16 protein-coding genes are annotated in these 18726 nt (G+C 30.8%); 1 reads left to right on the forward strand and 15 read right to left on the reverse strand.

The window, feature by feature from the left end:
* Positions 1-23: 23 nt before the first annotated feature.
* From DWX74_RS00550 to DWX74_RS00580, 6 genes are all read right to left on the reverse strand, one after another.
* Positions 24-1316 carry a replication-associated recombination protein A gene (locus tag DWX74_RS00550; RefSeq protein WP_040410427.1) on the reverse strand — a complete coding sequence of 431 codons (1293 nt, stop codon included), beginning with the start codon at positions 1314-1316 and terminating at the stop codon, positions 24-26.
* Between the two features lie 96 nt (positions 1317-1412).
* A complete protein-coding gene (gene codY, locus DWX74_RS00555; RefSeq protein ID WP_040410426.1) occupies positions 1413-2198 on the reverse strand; it encodes a GTP-sensing pleiotropic transcriptional regulator CodY in 786 nt (261 codons plus the stop codon).
* Between the two features lie 304 nt (positions 2199-2502).
* Positions 2503-4578: a type I DNA topoisomerase gene (gene topA / locus DWX74_RS00565; RefSeq protein ID WP_118548139.1), complete on the reverse strand. Its 2076-nt coding sequence runs from the start codon at positions 4576-4578 to the stop codon at positions 2503-2505.
* A gap of 28 nt (positions 4579-4606) precedes the next feature.
* The gene (gene dprA / locus DWX74_RS00570; protein WP_286164113.1) at positions 4607-5728 is read right to left on the reverse strand and encodes a DNA-processing protein DprA; all 1122 of its coding nucleotides are present in this window, start codon (positions 5726-5728) and stop codon (positions 4607-4609) included.
* Between the two features lie 52 nt (positions 5729-5780).
* The gene (locus tag DWX74_RS00575; RefSeq protein ID WP_118548143.1) at positions 5781-7337 is read right to left on the reverse strand and encodes a YifB family Mg chelatase-like AAA ATPase; all 1557 of its coding nucleotides are present in this window, start codon (positions 7335-7337) and stop codon (positions 5781-5783) included.
* Positions 7338-7349: 12 nt separating this feature from the next.
* Complete coding sequence (locus DWX74_RS00580; RefSeq protein WP_118548145.1) at positions 7350-7697, reverse strand: YraN family protein; 348 nt, start codon at positions 7695-7697, stop codon at positions 7350-7352.
* A 166-nt stretch (positions 7698-7863) separates the two neighbouring features.
* On the opposite strand from DWX74_RS00580, the gene DWX74_RS00585 reads away from it, so the two are divergent.
* Complete coding sequence (locus DWX74_RS00585; protein ID WP_118548147.1) at positions 7864-8370, forward strand: flavin reductase family protein; 507 nt, start codon at positions 7864-7866, stop codon at positions 8368-8370.
* Positions 8371-8487: 117 nt separating this feature from the next.
* On the opposite strand, the gene DWX74_RS00590 is transcribed toward DWX74_RS00585, so the two are convergent.
* The 9 genes from DWX74_RS00590 to trmD form a co-directional block, all read right to left on the reverse strand.
* Positions 8488-8733: a hypothetical protein gene (locus DWX74_RS00590; protein ID WP_006440104.1), complete on the reverse strand. Its 246-nt coding sequence runs from the start codon at positions 8731-8733 to the stop codon at positions 8488-8490.
* Positions 8734-8953: 220 nt separating this feature from the next.
* The gene (locus DWX74_RS00595) at positions 8954-9970 is read right to left on the reverse strand and encodes an alpha-hydroxy-acid oxidizing protein (protein WP_118548149.1); all 1017 of its coding nucleotides are present in this window, start codon (positions 9968-9970) and stop codon (positions 8954-8956) included.
* Positions 9971-10057: 87 nt separating this feature from the next.
* Positions 10058-10828 carry a ribonuclease HII gene (locus tag DWX74_RS00600; RefSeq protein ID WP_118548151.1) on the reverse strand — a complete coding sequence of 257 codons (771 nt, stop codon included), beginning with the start codon at positions 10826-10828 and terminating at the stop codon, positions 10058-10060.
* Between the two features lie 146 nt (positions 10829-10974).
* Positions 10975-12246 (reverse strand): branched-chain amino acid transport system II carrier protein, encoded by a 1272-nt coding sequence (brnQ, locus tag DWX74_RS00605; protein ID WP_006440101.1) that lies wholly within the window; start codon positions 12244-12246, stop codon positions 10975-10977.
* A 406-nt stretch (positions 12247-12652) separates the two neighbouring features.
* Positions 12653-13936, reverse strand: coding sequence for a branched-chain amino acid transport system II carrier protein (gene brnQ / locus DWX74_RS00610; RefSeq protein WP_118548153.1), 1284 nt, complete (start codon positions 13934-13936; stop codon positions 12653-12655).
* 653 nt (positions 13937-14589) lie between these two features.
* Entirely contained in the window at positions 14590-15888 is a 1299-nt protein-coding gene (brnQ, locus tag DWX74_RS00615) for a branched-chain amino acid transport system II carrier protein (protein WP_118548155.1), read from the reverse strand.
* Positions 15889-16558: 670 nt separating this feature from the next.
* Positions 16559-17452: a ribosome biogenesis GTPase YlqF gene (ylqF, locus tag DWX74_RS00620; RefSeq protein WP_006440098.1), complete on the reverse strand. Its 894-nt coding sequence runs from the start codon at positions 17450-17452 to the stop codon at positions 16559-16561.
* A 113-nt stretch (positions 17453-17565) separates the two neighbouring features.
* Positions 17566-17919, reverse strand: coding sequence for a 50S ribosomal protein L19 (gene rplS / locus DWX74_RS00625; RefSeq protein ID WP_040410422.1), 354 nt, complete (start codon positions 17917-17919; stop codon positions 17566-17568).
* A 117-nt stretch (positions 17920-18036) separates the two neighbouring features.
* On the reverse strand, positions 18037-18723 hold the full coding sequence (gene trmD, locus DWX74_RS00630; RefSeq protein ID WP_118548157.1) for a tRNA (guanosine(37)-N1)-methyltransferase TrmD: 687 nt from the start codon (positions 18721-18723) through the stop codon (positions 18037-18039).
* Positions 18724-18726 lie beyond the last annotated feature (3 nt).

Raw genomic sequence — 18726 nt, forward strand, 5'->3', positions numbered from 1 at the left:
GTCAAGTATTATTTCCTACTATTTTAGTATGATTTATTTTTTCTATTTTCTTTTACCTGTTTCCAATAAGAATCATAAGCTTTTTCGTTTTTATTTTCTCCTGGAGTATAGTAAGTTTTTCCATTTAATTCACCAGGAAGATACTGTTGCTCTATCCAATGATTAGGATAATTGTGAGGATATTTATACTCTACTCCTCTTCCCAATTTTTCTGCTCCTGCATAATGTGCATCTTTTAAATGATCTGGTATATCACCTATATCAGAATTTTCTACATCGTACATAGCTTTCTCTATCGCATCTATTACAGAGTTTGATTTTGGACATTGAGCTAAATATATAGTAGCCTGTGCAAGTGGCAATCTCGCCTCAGGAAAGCCAAGCTGAAGCGCCGACGATACACATGCGTATGTTATAGACACTGCATTGGGCACAGCTAATCCTACGTCCTCTGATGCCACACAAAGCAACCTTCTAGTTATATTCTGCATATCCTCTGCTTTTATAAGTCTTGCTAAATAGTGAAGGGCTGCATCTACATCAGATCCCCTTAGAGATTTATGAAATGCGGATAGAATAGAATATCCATCATCGCCTTTTCTGTCGTAACTCAAAGATTTTGCTGTAGAGCTATCTAAAACATTTTGTAATGTTATATCTACCACTCCAGTAGCTATATTTATACCTAAATTAAATGCAAGTTCTAATCTATTTATAGCTGTTCTCATATCGCCGTTACTTATCCGAGCTATATGTTCTAAAGCTTCATCTTCAACATTTCCAATTGTATAAGTTTTATTGTCTTTTAATTTTTCTACACAATTTTTTAATCCTTCTACAACATCCTCTTTTTCAATAGGCTTAAATTCAAATACAACACTTCTGCTAAGTATCGCCTTGTATATTACAAAATACGGATTATCCGCCGTACTAGCTATCAATGTAACTGAACCCTCTTCTATAACTTCAAGAAGTGATTGTTGTTGCTTCCTATTTAATGCCTGGATTTCGTCTAGCATAAGTATTATTCCATTAAAAGAAAATAAATTTTCTCTCTTAGAAGATTCTATGACCTCTTTTATCTCCTTGACACCGCAGTTTACAGCATTTAGTTTTACATATTTTTTTCCTGTTGCGTTGGCTATAATATTTGCCAATGTAGTTTTTCCAGTTCCAGGTGGTCCATAAAATATCATATTTGGAATATTTCCACTCTGTATTATTCTATTCATAACCTTATTTTCACCGATTATATGACTTTGACCTACCATATCCTCAATTTTACTCGGTCTAAATCTATCAGCAAATGGCTGCATAATTTCACCCTCTTTTTAATTGCATTGTATTAAAAAAGGGATACCAATTCTGATATCCCTCTTACTTTTTAATTCATATTTTTTAACAGAAATAAATTATCTGTTTTCTTTTGTTTTAGCAAGTTCTTCTAATAACTTGTCGTTTAATATTCTTATATGTGTTCCCTTCATTCCAAGAGATCTAGACTCTATAACACCAGCACTTTCGAATTTTCTAAGGGCATTAACTATAACTGATCTAGTTATACCAACTCTATCAGCTATTTTACTAGCTACTAAAAGACCTTCTTTACCGTCAAGTTCAGCAAATATATGCTCAACAGCTTCAAGTTCTGAATATGAAAGAGTTCCTATAGCCATCTGAACAACAGCTTTCTTTCTCATTTCTTCTTCCATTTCTTCACTTATAGCTCTTAATATTTCAAGTCCAACAACTGTAGCTGAATATTCAGCAACAACTAAATCTTCATCGTTGAAGTCTTTTTCATATCTAGTTATTATTAATGTTCCTAATCTTTCTCCACTGCCGTGAATTGGAACTACTATTGTTTTTTTGTTTAATCTACCATGTTCATAAGGGAATATTTTTAGCATTTCTTCGCCAGTTATATTTTCCTTAGTATCTTCTATTTTTAATAGATTTTTAGTATATTCTTCTGGGAACCATTTCTGTTTTGTTATTTCATCTTCTATAACAGAACTATCAGCTTCATCAGTTAAATGAAGTCCTAATACCTTTCCTTTTGCGCTTATTATGTAAGTATTAGATTCTAAAACATCACCTAGTACTCCCGCAAGTAGGTTGAAAGATATATTACTACCACCGCTAGTCTGTAAAGTTTTGTTTATTTTTCTTGTTTTCTGTAATAATTCACTTACCATATCGAAATTCATCTCCTTGTCAAACTGTTCTACACAACAAATAAAGTAGTTTGATTAATTATAATAATTTTACCATTTTTTTGATTTTTCCACAAAATCTCATTTTTCTTTCTATACTACTAAAAAGATTATCACAACTTGAGTTTGATTTCAATATAATTTTGTTACTTTTTTTAATTTTCAATATTTTATATATTATTTTTAATTTTAATTTATTTCGGAATTGTTTGATTTCGAGCGACAATTCAAAAAGATTTCCACTCAAAGTCATTTTCCACTTAAATTAATTAATTTTTTCTTCTTTTTATTCTTCTATAGTTTTCTCAAATCCACATTCTTTGTTTGAGCAAATATGTTTCTTTCCTTTTTTAGATACTTTCTCTGTCATGTAAGAACCACATTCTGGACATACTTCCTCTACAGGTTTGTTCCATTCTATAAAGTCACAGTCTGGGTATTTACTGCATCCATAGAACGCTCTTCCTTTTTTAGTTTTTCTTACAATTATTTCGCCTTCTCCACATTTAGGACATTTTACACCTATTTTATTTACTATAGGCTTAGTATTTTTGCATTCTGGATAGTTTTTACAAGCCATAAATTTACCAAATCTACCGTATTTTATAACCATATTTGATCCACATAACTCGCAAATTTCATCAGTTTCTACATCCATATTTACTTTTTCTATATTTTCAAGTGCTTCTTTTATAGCTTCTTCAAATGGCTCGTAAGATTCTTTTACAACTTCTTTCCAATTAGCTTCACCTTCTTCAATTGTATCAAGCTCATTTTCAAGTTTAGCTGTGAAATCTACATCCATAAGTTTTGCAAAGTTAGCTTCAAGTATTTCAGTTACTAATATTCCTAGCTCTGTTGGCTGAAGACTTGAGCCACTCTTTTCTACGTATTCTCTATTTAATATAGTAGCTATTGTAGGTGCATATGTACTAGGTCTACCTATTCCAAGCTCTTCTAGTGTTTTTACTAAACTCGCCTCTGTATATCTAGCAGGTGGCTGAGTAAAGTGCTGCTCTGGGAATATTCCATTGACCTTTAAATCGTCTCCTTCTGATATTTCAGGAAGTATTCTATCTTCTCTATCGTAGAAGTTATATACTTTTGTATAACCATCAAATATCATTTTAGAGCCAGTAGCCTTAAATGTATAGTTTTCTATCTGACACTCTACATTCATAAGTTCAAATTCAGAATCGCTCATCTGGCTAGCAACAAATCTTCTCCATATTAGGTTGTAAAGTTTGTACTGATCTTTACTTAAAGAATCTTTTATACTATCTGGAGTTCTATCTACAGATGTAGGTCTTATTGCCTCGTGTGCATCCTGAACCTTTTTAGAACTTTTCTTTTCTGAAGATTTCTTTTCTTCTTTATAGTATTCATTTCCTAAAGTTTCTTTTATAAATACTTCTGCCTTACCTTTTGCCTCTTCTGATATTCTATTAGAGTCTGTTCTTATGTAAGAAATTAACCCTACAGTTCCTTCACCTTTTACATCTATACCTTCATATAATTCCTGAGCAATCATCATAGTTTTCTTAGTTGAGAATCCTAGTCTATTAACCCCTTCCTGCTGAAGTACACTCGTTGTAAATGGTTTTGGAGCAGATTTTTTTCTCTTTTTAGACTCAATTTTTACTACATGTAAGTCTTTATTTTCTATTATTTCTAATATTTTATTTACTTCTTCTTCATTGTGTATTTCGGCTTTTTTACCGTCTATAGCAGATAGTTTGAAGTCTATATCCTCACCTGTTTTAGACTCAGATTTTGCATCTATTGTCCAATATTCCACTGGTTCAAATGCATTTATTTCTTTTTCTCTATCACAAATTAATTTTGTAGTAACAGACTGAACTCTACCAGCACTAAGTCCTTTTCTAAGTTTCTGCCAAAGAACTGGACTTATCTGATAACCTAACAATCTGTCTATAACCCTTCTAGCCTGCTGAGCATCAACTAAATCTAAGTTAATTTTTCTAGGGTTTTTTATAGCTTTTCTTATAGCATCTTTTGTTATTTCGTTAAATTCTATTCTACAAGGCTCGTCGTTTTCTATACCTAGTATATGTTCAAGATGCCAAGAAATTGCTTCTCCTTCTCTATCGGGGTCGGTTGCAAGATAAACCTTGCTAGCTTTTTTAGCTGATTTCTTTAAATCTTTTATAAGATCCCCTTTACCTCTTATATTTATATATCCTGGTTCAAAGTTATTTTCTATATCAATTCCTAATTTACTCTTAGGAAGATCTCTAACATGACCAACAGATGCTTTTACTGTGTAATGGCTTTTACCAAGGAATTTTTCGATTGTTTTCGCCTTTGCTGGCGACTCGACTATAACTAATATTTTTGCCAAAAAACACACCTCCGTCATTAAATTATTCTTATATTTTCATACTGTAGACCCCCTTTTCAATTTCGAAAATAAGATCATACAGTTTTAATTTCTCTACAATTGGATTTATTTTTTCAATGCCAAATTTAGTTTTTAAACATAGAGAATCCATATCTATACTACCATTTTTTCTGATAATATCAACTAAAATATTCTCATCATCTTCTAAATCCGCATTTATATCGGCTTTTTCTATAGTATCATATTTTATTTCTTTTTCAAGTGCTTTAAACTTAAATACTTCAAATTCCTCTAAAACATCATCTATATTTTCAGTTAATTTTGCACCTTCTTTAATAAGTCTATGACATCCTTTGCTGTTTTCTGAAAATATACTTCCAGGTACAGCAAATACCGACCTTCCTTGCTCTGCTGCAAATTCTGCTGTTATTAAAGCACCACTTTTTTTAGCAGCTTCTACTATAATAACTCCATCACTGAGTCCACTTATTATTCTATTTCTATTTGCAAAATAATGTGGATGAACTTTTTTGTTTATTCCATGCTCTGATATCACAGCTCCACCAGAATCAACAATCTTATTCATCAGCCATATATTCGTCTTTGGGAGAGGATTATCTATTCCAGATCCTAAAACACCAAAAGTCTTTCCCTTACCTAAAAGGGATGCTTCATGACTTATGGCATCTACTCCTATTGCAAGCCCACTTATTATATCAGCTCCATAATCTGAAAGCTCTCTAGCAAGCTTTTTAGTACACTCTGCTCCATAAACAGTAGGTTTTCTAGAACCTACTATTCCAATCGAAAAATGTTTGCCTAGTGCAGACAAGTTTCCTTTATAGAATAATACTTTTGGAGCATCGTATATATTAGCCAGTTTATATGGGTAATCATCATCTCCAATAACCGAATATTTTACATTCTTTTTATAAAGAAGTTCTTTATAGTCATCTACGTTCATATTATTTTTATAATTAATGATACTACTCTTAACTTTATCATTTACTCTTTCAAGATTATATATTGTTTTCTCTGAAAAATCAAATATATCTTTTGTCCCCGGCATTTCTCTTTCAATTTTGTCTATAGTCAAATTATTACAACCAACAACACCATATAACCATAAATACGCATCTCTTTTATCCATTTTAAAATTCCCTTTCATTCATTATAATCACTTTTTAATTGTAATATATATACTAATCATGCAGTCTAGAAAAATATGTATAATAAGTCCTTCTCATAGAAAACGCCTCTAATATATCACTTTCTTTAATATTTTCCCTCTGATCTAAATCCGCTATTGTCCTCGCTACTTTTAGAAGTTTTATATAACTTCTATTACTCAATCTATACTTATTAAAAATCATCTCCAAAACTTTTTCGCTATTTTCATCTATCTTACAGTACTCATCTATATCAGAACTATTCATATCTCTATTAAGCTTTCCTGTATTTCCATTGAACCTCTTGTACTGCATCTTTCTCGCATTCTCAACTCTTTTCTTTATTTCTTCAGACGTTTCATTTTTTATTTTTGAATTAATCTCATTGAATGAAACTGATTTCATTTCTGTGAAAATATCAATTCTATCCAAAAATGGTCCTGATAACTTCCCTAGATACCTCTCTATGTTGTATCGTCTACATCTACATTCAATATTAGACCTATAATATCCACATGGACATGGGTTCATAGCTGCAACCAAAATAAAATCACTTGGATATGTTACACTATATTTTAATCTAGATATGTTCACACTTTTTTCCTCTATTGGTTGTCTCAAAGATTCTAGAGTTTTTCTATTAAATTCTGCAACCTCATCTAAAAACAAAATCCCTTTGTGAGCCAATGTTATTTCTCCAGCCTTTGCATCAGTTCCACCGCCGATTAAGGATATTCCTGTAGATGTATGGTGTGGCGCTCTAAAAGGCCTTCTTTCTATAAGCCCACTTCTCTCAACTGAATTTGAGCAAACACTGTATATTCTACTAACTTCAAGCATCTCATCCCTAGTCATATCCGGCAAAATAGTAGGCATTCTCTTTGCTAAAAAAGATTTTCCAGAACCTGGAGGGCCTATCATAAGCATATTATGACCACCCGCTACAGAAATTTCAGCACACCTTTTGACATAGGTATTTCCTTTTATATCATTAAAATCTATATTTTCATATTCTATACTATTCAATTCTTTCTCTTTTAAAATATCTGACTTCACACCTTCTATCTCCAGCTTTGTCATTCCTCCATTTAATATAGATATACAGTTTTTTAAACTATTTACAGGTACTATTTCTATATCATCTATGAAGCTACACTCTTTAAAATTATCTCTTGGTATAAATATTTTTTCATATCCATTTTCCCTTGCTCCAATTACAATTGGAAGTATCCCCTTTATAGACTTCACCGTTCCATCAAGCGATAATTCTCCAACAAATACTGAATTCGCCATTTCTTTATCTTTTGCACGAATTTTATCCCTTAATATCCCCAAACTTATCGGTAAATCTAAAAATAATCCCTGTTTTTTCATATCTGCAGGAGATAAATTTACAACTATTCTAGCATTTGGAAATCTGTACCCACTGTTTGTTATAGCTGACTTTACTCTTTCTCTAGCTTCTTTAATCTCTGTACTAGCAAGACCTACTATATTAAACGTCGGCATTCCCTTTCCTATATCCACCTCTACTTTTATATCGCAGCTATCTATTCCTATTATATTTCTCGAATTTATAGAACTTATCATAACTTTCCTCCATCAAAACGCATTGACTATATGTCTAATTTTTTTATCATTCATATATATCTCCACAACATCAAATCGTATCGAAACCCTATGTAAATTATTCTTAATTATATATTCCTCGGCTGTTTTCCTTATCTTATTTTGCTTGCTTTTACCCACAGCCTCTGCTGGAAAACCATATCTACAACTACTTCTGCTTTTAACCTCTATAAAAACTATTTCTGTTGTATTAAAAAAGGCTATTATATCGATTTCACCAAATCTGCCTCTAAAATTTCTTTCTTTTATAGTTGCTCCCTTCTTTTTTAAAAATTCTACAGCTATATCTTCTCCAATTTTTCCTTTTTCTACATTATTCATCTAGTTTTAAACCTCCAATCTATCTCCTATTTTTATTATTTTCATAGAATATATTTTTTATACTTTTCTTTTGAATTTTAATATTTTTATTTGATTTTATCTTTTGTATTTGTGATATTATATTTATAGAAGTTTTAATATTTTATGTTTTAAAGGAGGCTTTTCTATGTTAAAAAAAATAGATCCAAAGGAATTAAATGCAAACCCATTCACTCTTTTAGATGATGATTGGGCACTTCTTATGGCGGGAGATAAAGATTCTTTCAATTCTATGACTGTCAGCTGGGGTGGTGTAGGAGTTCTTTGGAGAAAAAATGTTACTACTGTATATGTTAGACAGAGTAGATACACTAAAGAATTTATGGATAATAGCGATTATTATACACTTACTTTCTTAAAAGATGGATTAAAGGATAAATTATCTCTTCTTGGTACAAAATCTGGCAAGGAAATTGATAAGATGAATGTAGAAGGGTTAAATCTTGTAGAATTAGAAAATGGTTTTGGATATGAAGAGTCAAAGCTAGTATTTGTTTGTAAGAAGTTATTTAAGAATGATTTAAAGGAATCTCAGTTCCTAGTTGATGGATTATTTGACGAATGTTACCCAGACAAAGATGACTTCCACACAATGTATATCGGTGAAATAGTTGGATGCTATATAAATGAATAAATTTATTTATCTCGCATTTATTCTTAAATAAAATAAAAAGTGCTATCATAATATTTTTTATGATAGCACCTATTTTTGATATTAAGTAGAATTTTTAAGTATTTTGTGAGCTAAAGTTTATTGCATTTCTTCTATTTTTTCTTTTACACACATGTAATAGTCTTTAGCTTCTAAGATTTGTGCTTCTAGCATGTCTATTAATTCCTGCTGCCAGTCAGCACATTTGTCTTTTAGTTCCATAGGAAGGGTTCTGTCTGCAATATATCTGTCTATCCAGTCACCAGCAGATTTTATGATCTCTTCTCTTTCTTTTACAAATTTTTCAATTTCCTTTAGTACTGTATCATAATTTCTTTCAGTCATCTGACTTCCCTCCTTATTTATTTGTATATATTATAATTCTATATTAAAACCTTTATTACCTTCTTTTTCTAAAAAATATTTTATTATTTTTATACTATTATTATCTTTTTAAAATTTTAATAAATCTACACCTTAAAAAGTTAACTTCATACGCTAACTTTTGTTTTTAAACACAAAAAGAGGCTGTCACAAAATTGCAACAACCTCATAAAATATTATCTTATCTATATATTACTTTTTCATCTATTTCAGATATGTTTGAACATCCTGTTAGTATCATAGCACCTTTTATTTCAGATTTTATTTTATTAACATAAGTTTCTACACCATCTGTAGCTCCACCGAATGAAGCTGTTACAAATGGTCTACCTATTAATACTGCATCTGCTCCAAGTCCTATCATTTTAACAACATCAACACCTGTTCTTACTCCACCATCTACAAGTATTTTTATCTTTCCTTTTACAGCTTTAGCTATTTCAGGAAGAACATCCGCAGAACCTGGTGTAAAGTCTAATACTCTACCACCATGGTTAGATACTACTATCGCGTCTGCTCCGGCTTCTACAGCCATTAAAGCGTCTTCTACAGTCATTATACCTTTTAGTATAAATGGTAGCTCAGTTGATTTAACTAATTCTTTTATCTGTTCTAAATCCTTAGGAACAACTGGTTTTCCATGTAAAGATAGAGTAACTAATCCGCAAGCATCTATATCAACACCCACAGCAAAAGCCCCTGCTTCTTCAGCTAATCTTATTTTTTTGATTATATTTTCATTGTCCCAAGGTTTTATAAATACTATACCATTTCCATCATGACATTTTAAAACATCTAAGTTTTCTATAAGGAATGCGTCAACTGCAGTATCTCCAACCATAGCATATATTCCAGCATTAGCACATCCTTCTACAACTGGTTCTATGTATTCTCTTTCTGTTAACTGTCCACCCATATTAAGTGTAGTTCCTGTTATTGGTGCTGCAAATATAGGTGCATCCATTTTTTTACCAAATAATTCTATTGAAGTATCAGGATCAGCTGCATTGTGGATAACTCTCATATTTAATTTAACTCTTTCAAGAGCTCTTACGTTTTCTATGAAAGCCTGTCCACTTCCTTTTCCACCCATACCAGGAACTTCTCCTGCACAAGCTACACCGTTGCAAACCTTACATACCTTACAACTTCCATTTAATTTTTCTCTAGCGTTTTTTAGCATTTCATTGTAATCCATTTTTTATCCCCCAGATTTAAAAAATTTTCAGACTATTATGCCTTATTTCATTATAACACAATAATTATATTATTTTCTTATTTTATGTTAATATATAACATTCTTTAAAAAACTTTTTCTATGTATTGGAGTTATTCCATTTTCATCTATAGCCTTGTAGTGCTCTGCTGTTCCATATCCTTTATGATGTGCAAATCCATATTCAGGATATATCTCATCATACTGATACATTAAAGAGTCCCTAGTTACCTTTGCTAATATACTAGCTGCAGCTATTGATATCGACTTAGCATCTCCTTTTATTATAGAGTTCTGATCTATATCTACATCTGGTATATGAACAGCATCTGCTAATATATAGTCAGGCTGTTTTTTTAGGCAGTTTAATGCCTTTCTCATCGCCATATATGTAGCATTTAATATATTGTACTCGTCTATTTCCTCATTTCCAACTATACCTATTCCATAATCTAAAGCTTCTTCTTTTATTATTTCAAATAGCTCATTTCTTTTTTCTTCACTTAATTTTTTAGAATCGTTTATTCCAGGAATTTTTGTTCCCTGTTTTAAAACTACAACTGCAGCTACAACAGGGCCCGCAAGAGGTCCTCTTCCAGCTTCATCTACTCCAGCTATATAAGTATACCCCTTTTCATACCCTTCATTTTCGTAAGCGTTTATTCTTTCAAGTCTTTCCTCTTCTAATCTTATCTTGTCTAATTTCTTAGCCAGACTAATAGCTATTTTATTTACAGATTTTCTATCATCGCCTTTTAATTCTTCTATAAACTCTAAATATTTATCTTCACTTAGATTATCTGCTATTTCTTTTATCTCTTTTACACTCTTATCTCTCATAGTATTCTCCTATTCTTTAATTAATTTGATTTTAATCTATAAATATAATTATACATTAAAAGAAGCTTTTATTCAGCAAAATAAAAGACCGTCAGTAAAACCGACGGCCATTTTATTGGAATATAATTATTTTTTAATTTCAATTATTATGCTGCTTTTTTTGAAGGTATAAAGTTACCTATTATAGCTGCTGCTGCAACTGGTAGTATCCAGTTAAATCCAAACTGATAACCAGGTAGTGTAACTATAAATTCAACACCTGCTATTGTAAGTACACTTATTACTAATGCCATGTATGTTGCACATTTGAATACATTGTCATTTTTAATTTTGTGTCCGAATAATGATAATATGATTAATGTTATTGTAGCTGGATATACTATGCTTAGTATTGGAGCAGAGAATTTTATTATTGTACTAACACCGAAGTTAGATATTACTGCTGAGAATACACATACAGCTACTACTATATGTTCATATTTTAATTTTCCATTTGTTAATCCTGAGAAGTATCTTCCTGCTGCTGAAGTTAATCCTATAGAAGTTGTTAAACATGCTAGAGCAACTATTATAGCTAGAAGTATTTTACCAGTCTGTCCTAATAATGCTTCAGTTATTGCAACTATTAATGCAGTCTGTTCTACGTCTATTCCGTACTGAGTAGAAACTGTTGCTCCTACGTAGCAAAGTCCACCGTATACAAGACCCATACCTATAACTGCTATTGCACCTGCACCTATAGTAGCTTTTACCATAAGTTTTTCATCATCGTATCCTTTTTCCATTATAGATACTATAACTATTGTAGAGAATACTGTTGCAGCTAATGTATCCATTGTCTGATATCCCTGGTTAACACCTTCTGCGAATACTGATGGAACTAATGTATCTGGTCTTATTTCTCCAAGTGGAGTTATTACACCTTTAACTATTAATATAGCAAGAGCTATTAATAATGCTGGTGTTAAGAACTGACCTACTATATCTACAACTTTTGAAGGTTTTATTGTTAATACTAATGTTAATGCGAAGAATATTACTGAGAATAATATTGCATTGAATCCAGGTCCTATTGTTGGTAATATACCCATTTCATATGTTGTAGCAGCTGTTCTAGGTATTGCTAGAAGTGGCCCTATACATATTACTATTGCTGAACCTAATAAAACGCTTAGCTTATGCCCAGCTCTGTCAAACATTTTTGACGTATCTCCTCTAAATCTTGTAGCTGCGATTACTGCTAATAATGCTAAACCACCATCTGCAAATAAGAATCCTGCAAATCCTGTAAACCAACTAGATCCTGATTCTACTCCAAGATAAGGTGGGAAAATTAAGTTACCAGCTCCGAAGAACATTGCGAATAATGCGAATCCAACTACCATTAAATCCTTAACTTCTATTTTCTGTTTACCCATTTTGGCACCTCCGTATTTGACTTATAATTCCTTAAGATTAATTAGTTATTATTTTTTTATTATTCCAAAAATTTCAATAATTACTTAACCTGGCTTTATTATACATTTTAAATAATGCGTGTGTCAATATATTTTTTTAATTTATAAAATTTTCACAAAATTTATAAAATAAAAGAAAACGCTGTACTAGTTAAAAATACAGCGTTTTTCATTTTAAAACTTTTTATTAATTTTTATTTTAATTTGGTAAAAAAATTATATACTATACATACAATTTATTTATTTTATTTTATAAAATTTAAACAAATTAATTATCGACATATATCTTTTTCATAATTCAGAATTTATATATATCAATTTGTTTAATTCTTAACCATTACTATTTTTGTAAAATTTCCTACTATTATTAGCAAGCTTTTTTAGGTTTTACAAAGTTTCCTATTATACCAGCTATTATTACTGGAACTATCCAGTTAAATCCTAGTGGTGCAAATGGAAGTGAGTTTATAAATGGTACATTTACTCCATAGCTCTGTAATACTGTTAATGTACTTATTATTAACGACATATATGTAGCAAATTTGTATACATTGTCATTTTCTATTTTTTCATTGAAGAATGCAAGCACTATAAGTACTATTGTTGGAGGATATACTATACTTAGTATTGGTGATGCAAATTTGATTATTGCTCCAACACCTATAGATGCCATACAAGCTGAGAATATACATACAGCTAATACTATTTTTCCATAAGAGATCTTACCTTTAGTTAGGTTAGCGAAGTACTGTCCTGTTGCTGAAGTAAGACCTATTGAAGTTGTTAAACAAGCTAGTGCAACTGCTACTGCTAGAACTGTTTTACCAACATTTCCAAGTAATCCCTGAGTTATATTAACTATAACCTGAGTCTGAACAGCATTTACATCGTTGAATGTAGAAACTGTTGCTCCTAAGTAGCAAAGTCCACCGTATACTAATGCTAGACCTACACAAGCTAATGCTCCAGCTTTTAGTATAGCTTTTAATTTATCGCTAGTTTCTGTATAACCTTTTTCATTCATAGATACTATAAGAACTGATGCAAGTGCTATTGCTGCAAAGGCATCCATTGTCTGGTAACCCTGTGCTATACCTTCACCTACAACACCCTGGATCATTGGTTCTTCAACTATTGGTCCAAGTGGTGATATAACACCTTTTACTATTATAACTGCTAATGCTATTAATAATGCTGGTGTTAAGAACTGACCTACTATATCTATAACTTTTGATGGTTTTATTGTTAATATGTAAGTTATTACGAAGAATACTATACAGAATATAACAACTGGTATTTTATCTCCAAATATTGGCATTATACCCATTTCGTAAGTTGTTGCTCCTGTTCTTGGTATAGCTAGAAGTGGTCCTATACAAAGTATATCTGCACATCCTATTGCTATTCCTAGTTTTTCTCCTGCTCTAGAGAACATCTTATTGAGATTTCCCTCGAATTTTGTCGCAGCCATAACTGCTAATAATGCAAGTCCTGCATCTGCAAATGTGAACCCTATAAATGATATTAACCATTTAGGTCCTGTTATAATTCCTAAGTATGGTGGGAATATTAAGTTCCCTGCTCCAAAGAACATTGCAAATAATGCAAACCCAAAGACTATAATGTCCTTACTACTCTTTTTGTGTTCCATTTCCTACTTCCCCCTTAAGTGAATAATTCTTTTAAATTTTAAATTTTTCCCTTTAAATAAAAAATTAAATTCGATTGCTAACGTTTGCAATCCGTAAAAAATAAACCTTCAAAATACGATTCTAATTATATATTTGAGAAAAATTTCTGTCAATAATATAAAAAATAGTCTTATTTTTTTGAATTTTCAAATGCATATTTTTGTCTTATATTTATCACGTATAATATACAAATACTACTATATAGCCATTTCAACTGACATTTAGATTAATTTTTATAATCTAATCTACTTTTGATACATTTAAATTTCTATGAATAATTTAAATCAATAATCTGATTTTTCTCTATATTTTCTTTTTTCTCTATAATGTTGATTTTTCAATAATTACTTTATTTCTATAATATATATTGTTAATTTTTTTCTTCTTGTCAATTTATTATTTTTTCATTTTACAGAATATTTTGTATTGTATGCTCATTTTGATGTTTTATCATTATTTTGTATACAACTATTTTTTTTCGAAATAATGATTTTATACGTTAAAAAATAAACCTCTTTTCCAAAATAAAAAACCGAGAAATTTTTGAATAATCTCTCGGTTTTATCTACTATTTTATATTAATTTTTATACTAACTAACCAAACTTTTCTATCTTATGCGTTTTCTAATTCAGAGTTTTTACCAGGAACAAAGTGTCCTATTACTCCAGCTATTAATACAGGTACTACCCAGTTAAATCCAAATTCTTTTAATGGTAGGTAGTCAAGGAATGGCATTGCCACACCGTAGCTCTGTATTACTGTTAATATACTTACTATTAAAGAAGTATATACTGCAAATTTGTATACGTTGTCATTTTGTATTTTTTCAGTGAAGAATGCAAGTATTACTAGAACTATTGTAGGTGGGTAAACTATGCTTAGTACTGGAGAAGCAACTTTGATTATTCCACCAACACCTATAGATGCCATACAAGCTGAGAATATACATACAGCTAGTACTACTGTTTTATATTTTAATTTTCCGCCAGATAGTTTTTCAAAGAACTGACCTGTTGCAGAAGTAAGACCTATTGAAGTTGTTAAACAAGCTAGTGCAACACACACAGCAAGTATAACTTTACCAGTCTGTCCTAAAAGACCTTCTGTTATATTAACTATTACCTGTGACTGCTGAGCATCTACACCATACATAGTAGAAACTGTTGCTCCTAAGAAGCAAAGACCACCGTATACTAATGCTAGACCAACACAAGCTAAAACTCCTGATTTCATTATAGCTTTTAATTTGTCGCTAACTGTATTGTATCCTTTTTCATTAAGAGATACTATAAGAACTGATGCAAGTGCTATTGCTGCAAAGGCATCCATTGTCTGGTAACCCTGTGCTATACCTTCACCTACAACACCCTGGATCATTGGTTCTTCAACTATTGGTCCAAGTGGTGATATAACACCTTTAACTATTATAACTGCTAATGCTATTAATAATGCTGGTGTAAGAACCCGTCCTACTATATCTACAACCTTTGAAGGTTTTATTGTTAATACGTAAGTTATTATAAAGAATATTGCTGCAAATACTGCTATTGGAATAGTGTTTCCTAATAATGGCATGATGCCCATTTCGTAAGTTGTAGCACCTGTTCTTGGTATTGCTAAGAATGGCCCTATACAAAGTATATCTGCACATCCAAGAACTATTGCAAGTTTTCCACCTGCTCTTCTAAATAATGCGATAACATTACCATCATATTTAGCTGTTGCCATAACTGCTAGAAGTGCTAACCCTGCATCTGCGAATGTAAATCCTCCAAATGCTGTTAACCATTCTGGACCAGTTATTATTCCTAAATAAGGTGGGAATATTAAGTTCCCTGCTCCGAAGAACATTGCGAATAACGCGAATCCAAATACTATTACGTCTTTGAAACTACCTTTCTGTTCAATCATAAGTTTTTCCTCCCCAAAATATAAGACTTAATTAAGATAACTAGAAAGCATTTTCCTTTCGTTTTATGCTTTCATTTCCCTTTACAAATTAATTTTATATTTCATTTCTTTAGATGTCAACAATTTTTTCTAAATTTTTGCACACTTCTGAATAATTAAAAAATATTGTTTCTATTTTATCAAAATAATTTTTATTTTTTATTTATTCAAATAATTTTTAATTAAATTTTTTTGTATATTTTTTATCTATAAAAATAATTTCATTTGCTAAACTAACTTCAAAAGTTTTTTCTATATATTTATTTGTATAAACTATAATATTTTTGACATATTGAAATTGCTCATTTTTTTATAATTTATATTACAATATTTTTCTCATTCATAAGTATAACTCTATTTATTTTTCTTTATACTCTCATTTATTTATAAATAATACTAAAATTTTTTATATTTTTGTCACATTTTATACATTTTTAAATTAATTATTTTATTTTGATTAATATAATTTTTTCAGAAAATTCTATTTAATAGTTAATAAAAAATCAATATTTTTTGGAGCTTTTTTATTCGATTTTATTATAAATCAACTAAAATATATTATTAAAAAATGGAGTATAATATAGATTTATTTCAATCTACAATATACTCCATTATTAATTAATTCTAGTATTTATTTTATATCTTCTGGCACTTCTAGCGTTATATTTCCTAATTTACCAGTTCTAAACTCATTAAGAACTGTTGTAGCTGTTCTTGTGTAGTCTATTTCTTTTCTACCAGTTATAAATCCTCTCTTCTGAGCTATCATATCCATAGTTTCTATTCCTGACTCGCCAAGCTCATCTAATTTATATCTAGCAGCTAATTTTTCTGGTTCTATTACCATAAGTTTTTCTATTAATCTAAGTGCTAATGTTTCTACATCTAGTATTTCGTCTTTTATAGCTCTTGTAAATGCTAAGTTTAATGCAACATCCTGATCTTCAAACTTAGGCCATAGTATACCAGGAGTATCTAGCAGCTCTAAGTTTCCTCTAAGTTTAACCCACTGTTTTCCTTTAGTTACACCAGGTCTATCTCCTGTCTGTGTACTTCTTCTACCTGTAAGCTTATTTATTAGAGAAGATTTACCAACGTTAGGAACACCTACTATCATTATTCTTATTGCACGTTCTTTTCTTCCCTTTTCTTTTAAAGAATCCATCTTATCCTTTACAGCATTTTTACATTCGTCAACTATTCTATTAACCCCTGTACCCTTCATAGCATCTATAGGGATAGCTTTTATTCCCTGTTCTTTATAGTAGTTTATCCATTTGTTTAACTTTGCTCTATCAGAGATATCACTCTTGTTTAAAAGCACTACTCTTGGTTTTCCAGCCATTAATGTATCTATATCAGGGTTTTTACTACTGTATGGTATTCTTGAATCTAAAAGCTCTACTACAACGTCTACAAGCTTTAAATTGGCTTTCATAAGGTCCTTAGTTTTTTTCATATGCCCTGGATACCAGTTTATATTAAGATTATCGTCTCTTAGGTAATCATATTCTTTATCGCTCATTCTTTCTTCCTCCTTTACTAAAATAATTATTTATTTTTAATTATTATTTTTCCATATTATAGAAAAAGGACTGATAGTGTATCAGTCCCTGTTCTCTCATATTAAATCAGATCTTATTTGTATCCTTTTGCTTCTTTAACTTTAGCAGCTTTACCAACTCTAGATCTTAAGTATCCTAGTTTAGCTCTTCTTACTTTACCTCTTCTAGTTACTTCTATTTTTTCTACTTTTGGTGAATGTACTGGGAAAGTTCTTTCTACACCGCAGTTGAAAGACATTTTTCTAACAGTGAAAGTTTCTCTAGCTCCTCCACCCTGTCTTTTTAATACTACACCTTCGAATACCTGTATTCTTTCTCTTTTACCTTCCACGATTTTAACGTGTACTTTTACTGTGTCCCCAGGTCCAAAGTTAGGAACTTCATTTTTTAACTGTTCGTTTTCGATTGCTCTTATTATTTCGTTCATATTTCCTCCTAAGTTCATAGACGTTCATTAATGCTTGACCGGTGCACAGAGGAACGCCCGTATTTTCAACAAGTTATATTATACTATAAAAAAAATCAATTTACAAGATTTTTTTCACTATTTTTTGTCCAAAAGATCTGGCCTTCTTTCCTTAGTTATCTTTATAGATTCTTCCAATCTCCACTCATCTATTTTCTTGTGATTTCCAGAAAGCAATACTTCTGGCACTTCTCTTCCCTCATATACTCTAGGTCTAGTGTACTGAGGATATTCTAATAGATTATTTTCAAAAGATTCATCTTCAAAAGATTCATTCTGACCAAGAACTCCTGGAATAAGTCTAGAAATAGAGTCTATTACTACTAATGCAGCAAGCTCCCCACCTGTAAGAACATAATCTCCTATAGATATCTCATCTGTAACAATCATATCTATTACTCTTTGATCTATACCTTCATAATGTCCACAAAGAAGGATTACATCCTCCTCTACAGATAGTTTTTTAGCTATTTCTTGACAATGTACTTTCCCCTTTGGAGTAAGATAAATTACTCTAGGGTTTTCAATTTTATTTGTTTCTACTATATGTCTGTATGTATCAATTATAGGCTGAGGAGTCATTACCATACCTGCTCCTCCACCAAATGGATAATCATCTACTTTTTTATGTTTATTTTCAGAAAAATCTCTTATATTATATACTTTACAATCTATTATCCCTTTTTCTATCGCTCTTTTCATTATACTTTCATTCATATAAGAATTAAATATTTCGGGAAATAGAGTCATTATGTGAAATCTCATATC

The sequence above is a fragment of the Peptoclostridium sp. AF21-18 genome (assembly GCF_003478825.1).
GTDB lineage: Bacteria > Bacillota > Clostridia > Peptostreptococcales > Peptostreptococcaceae > Peptacetobacter.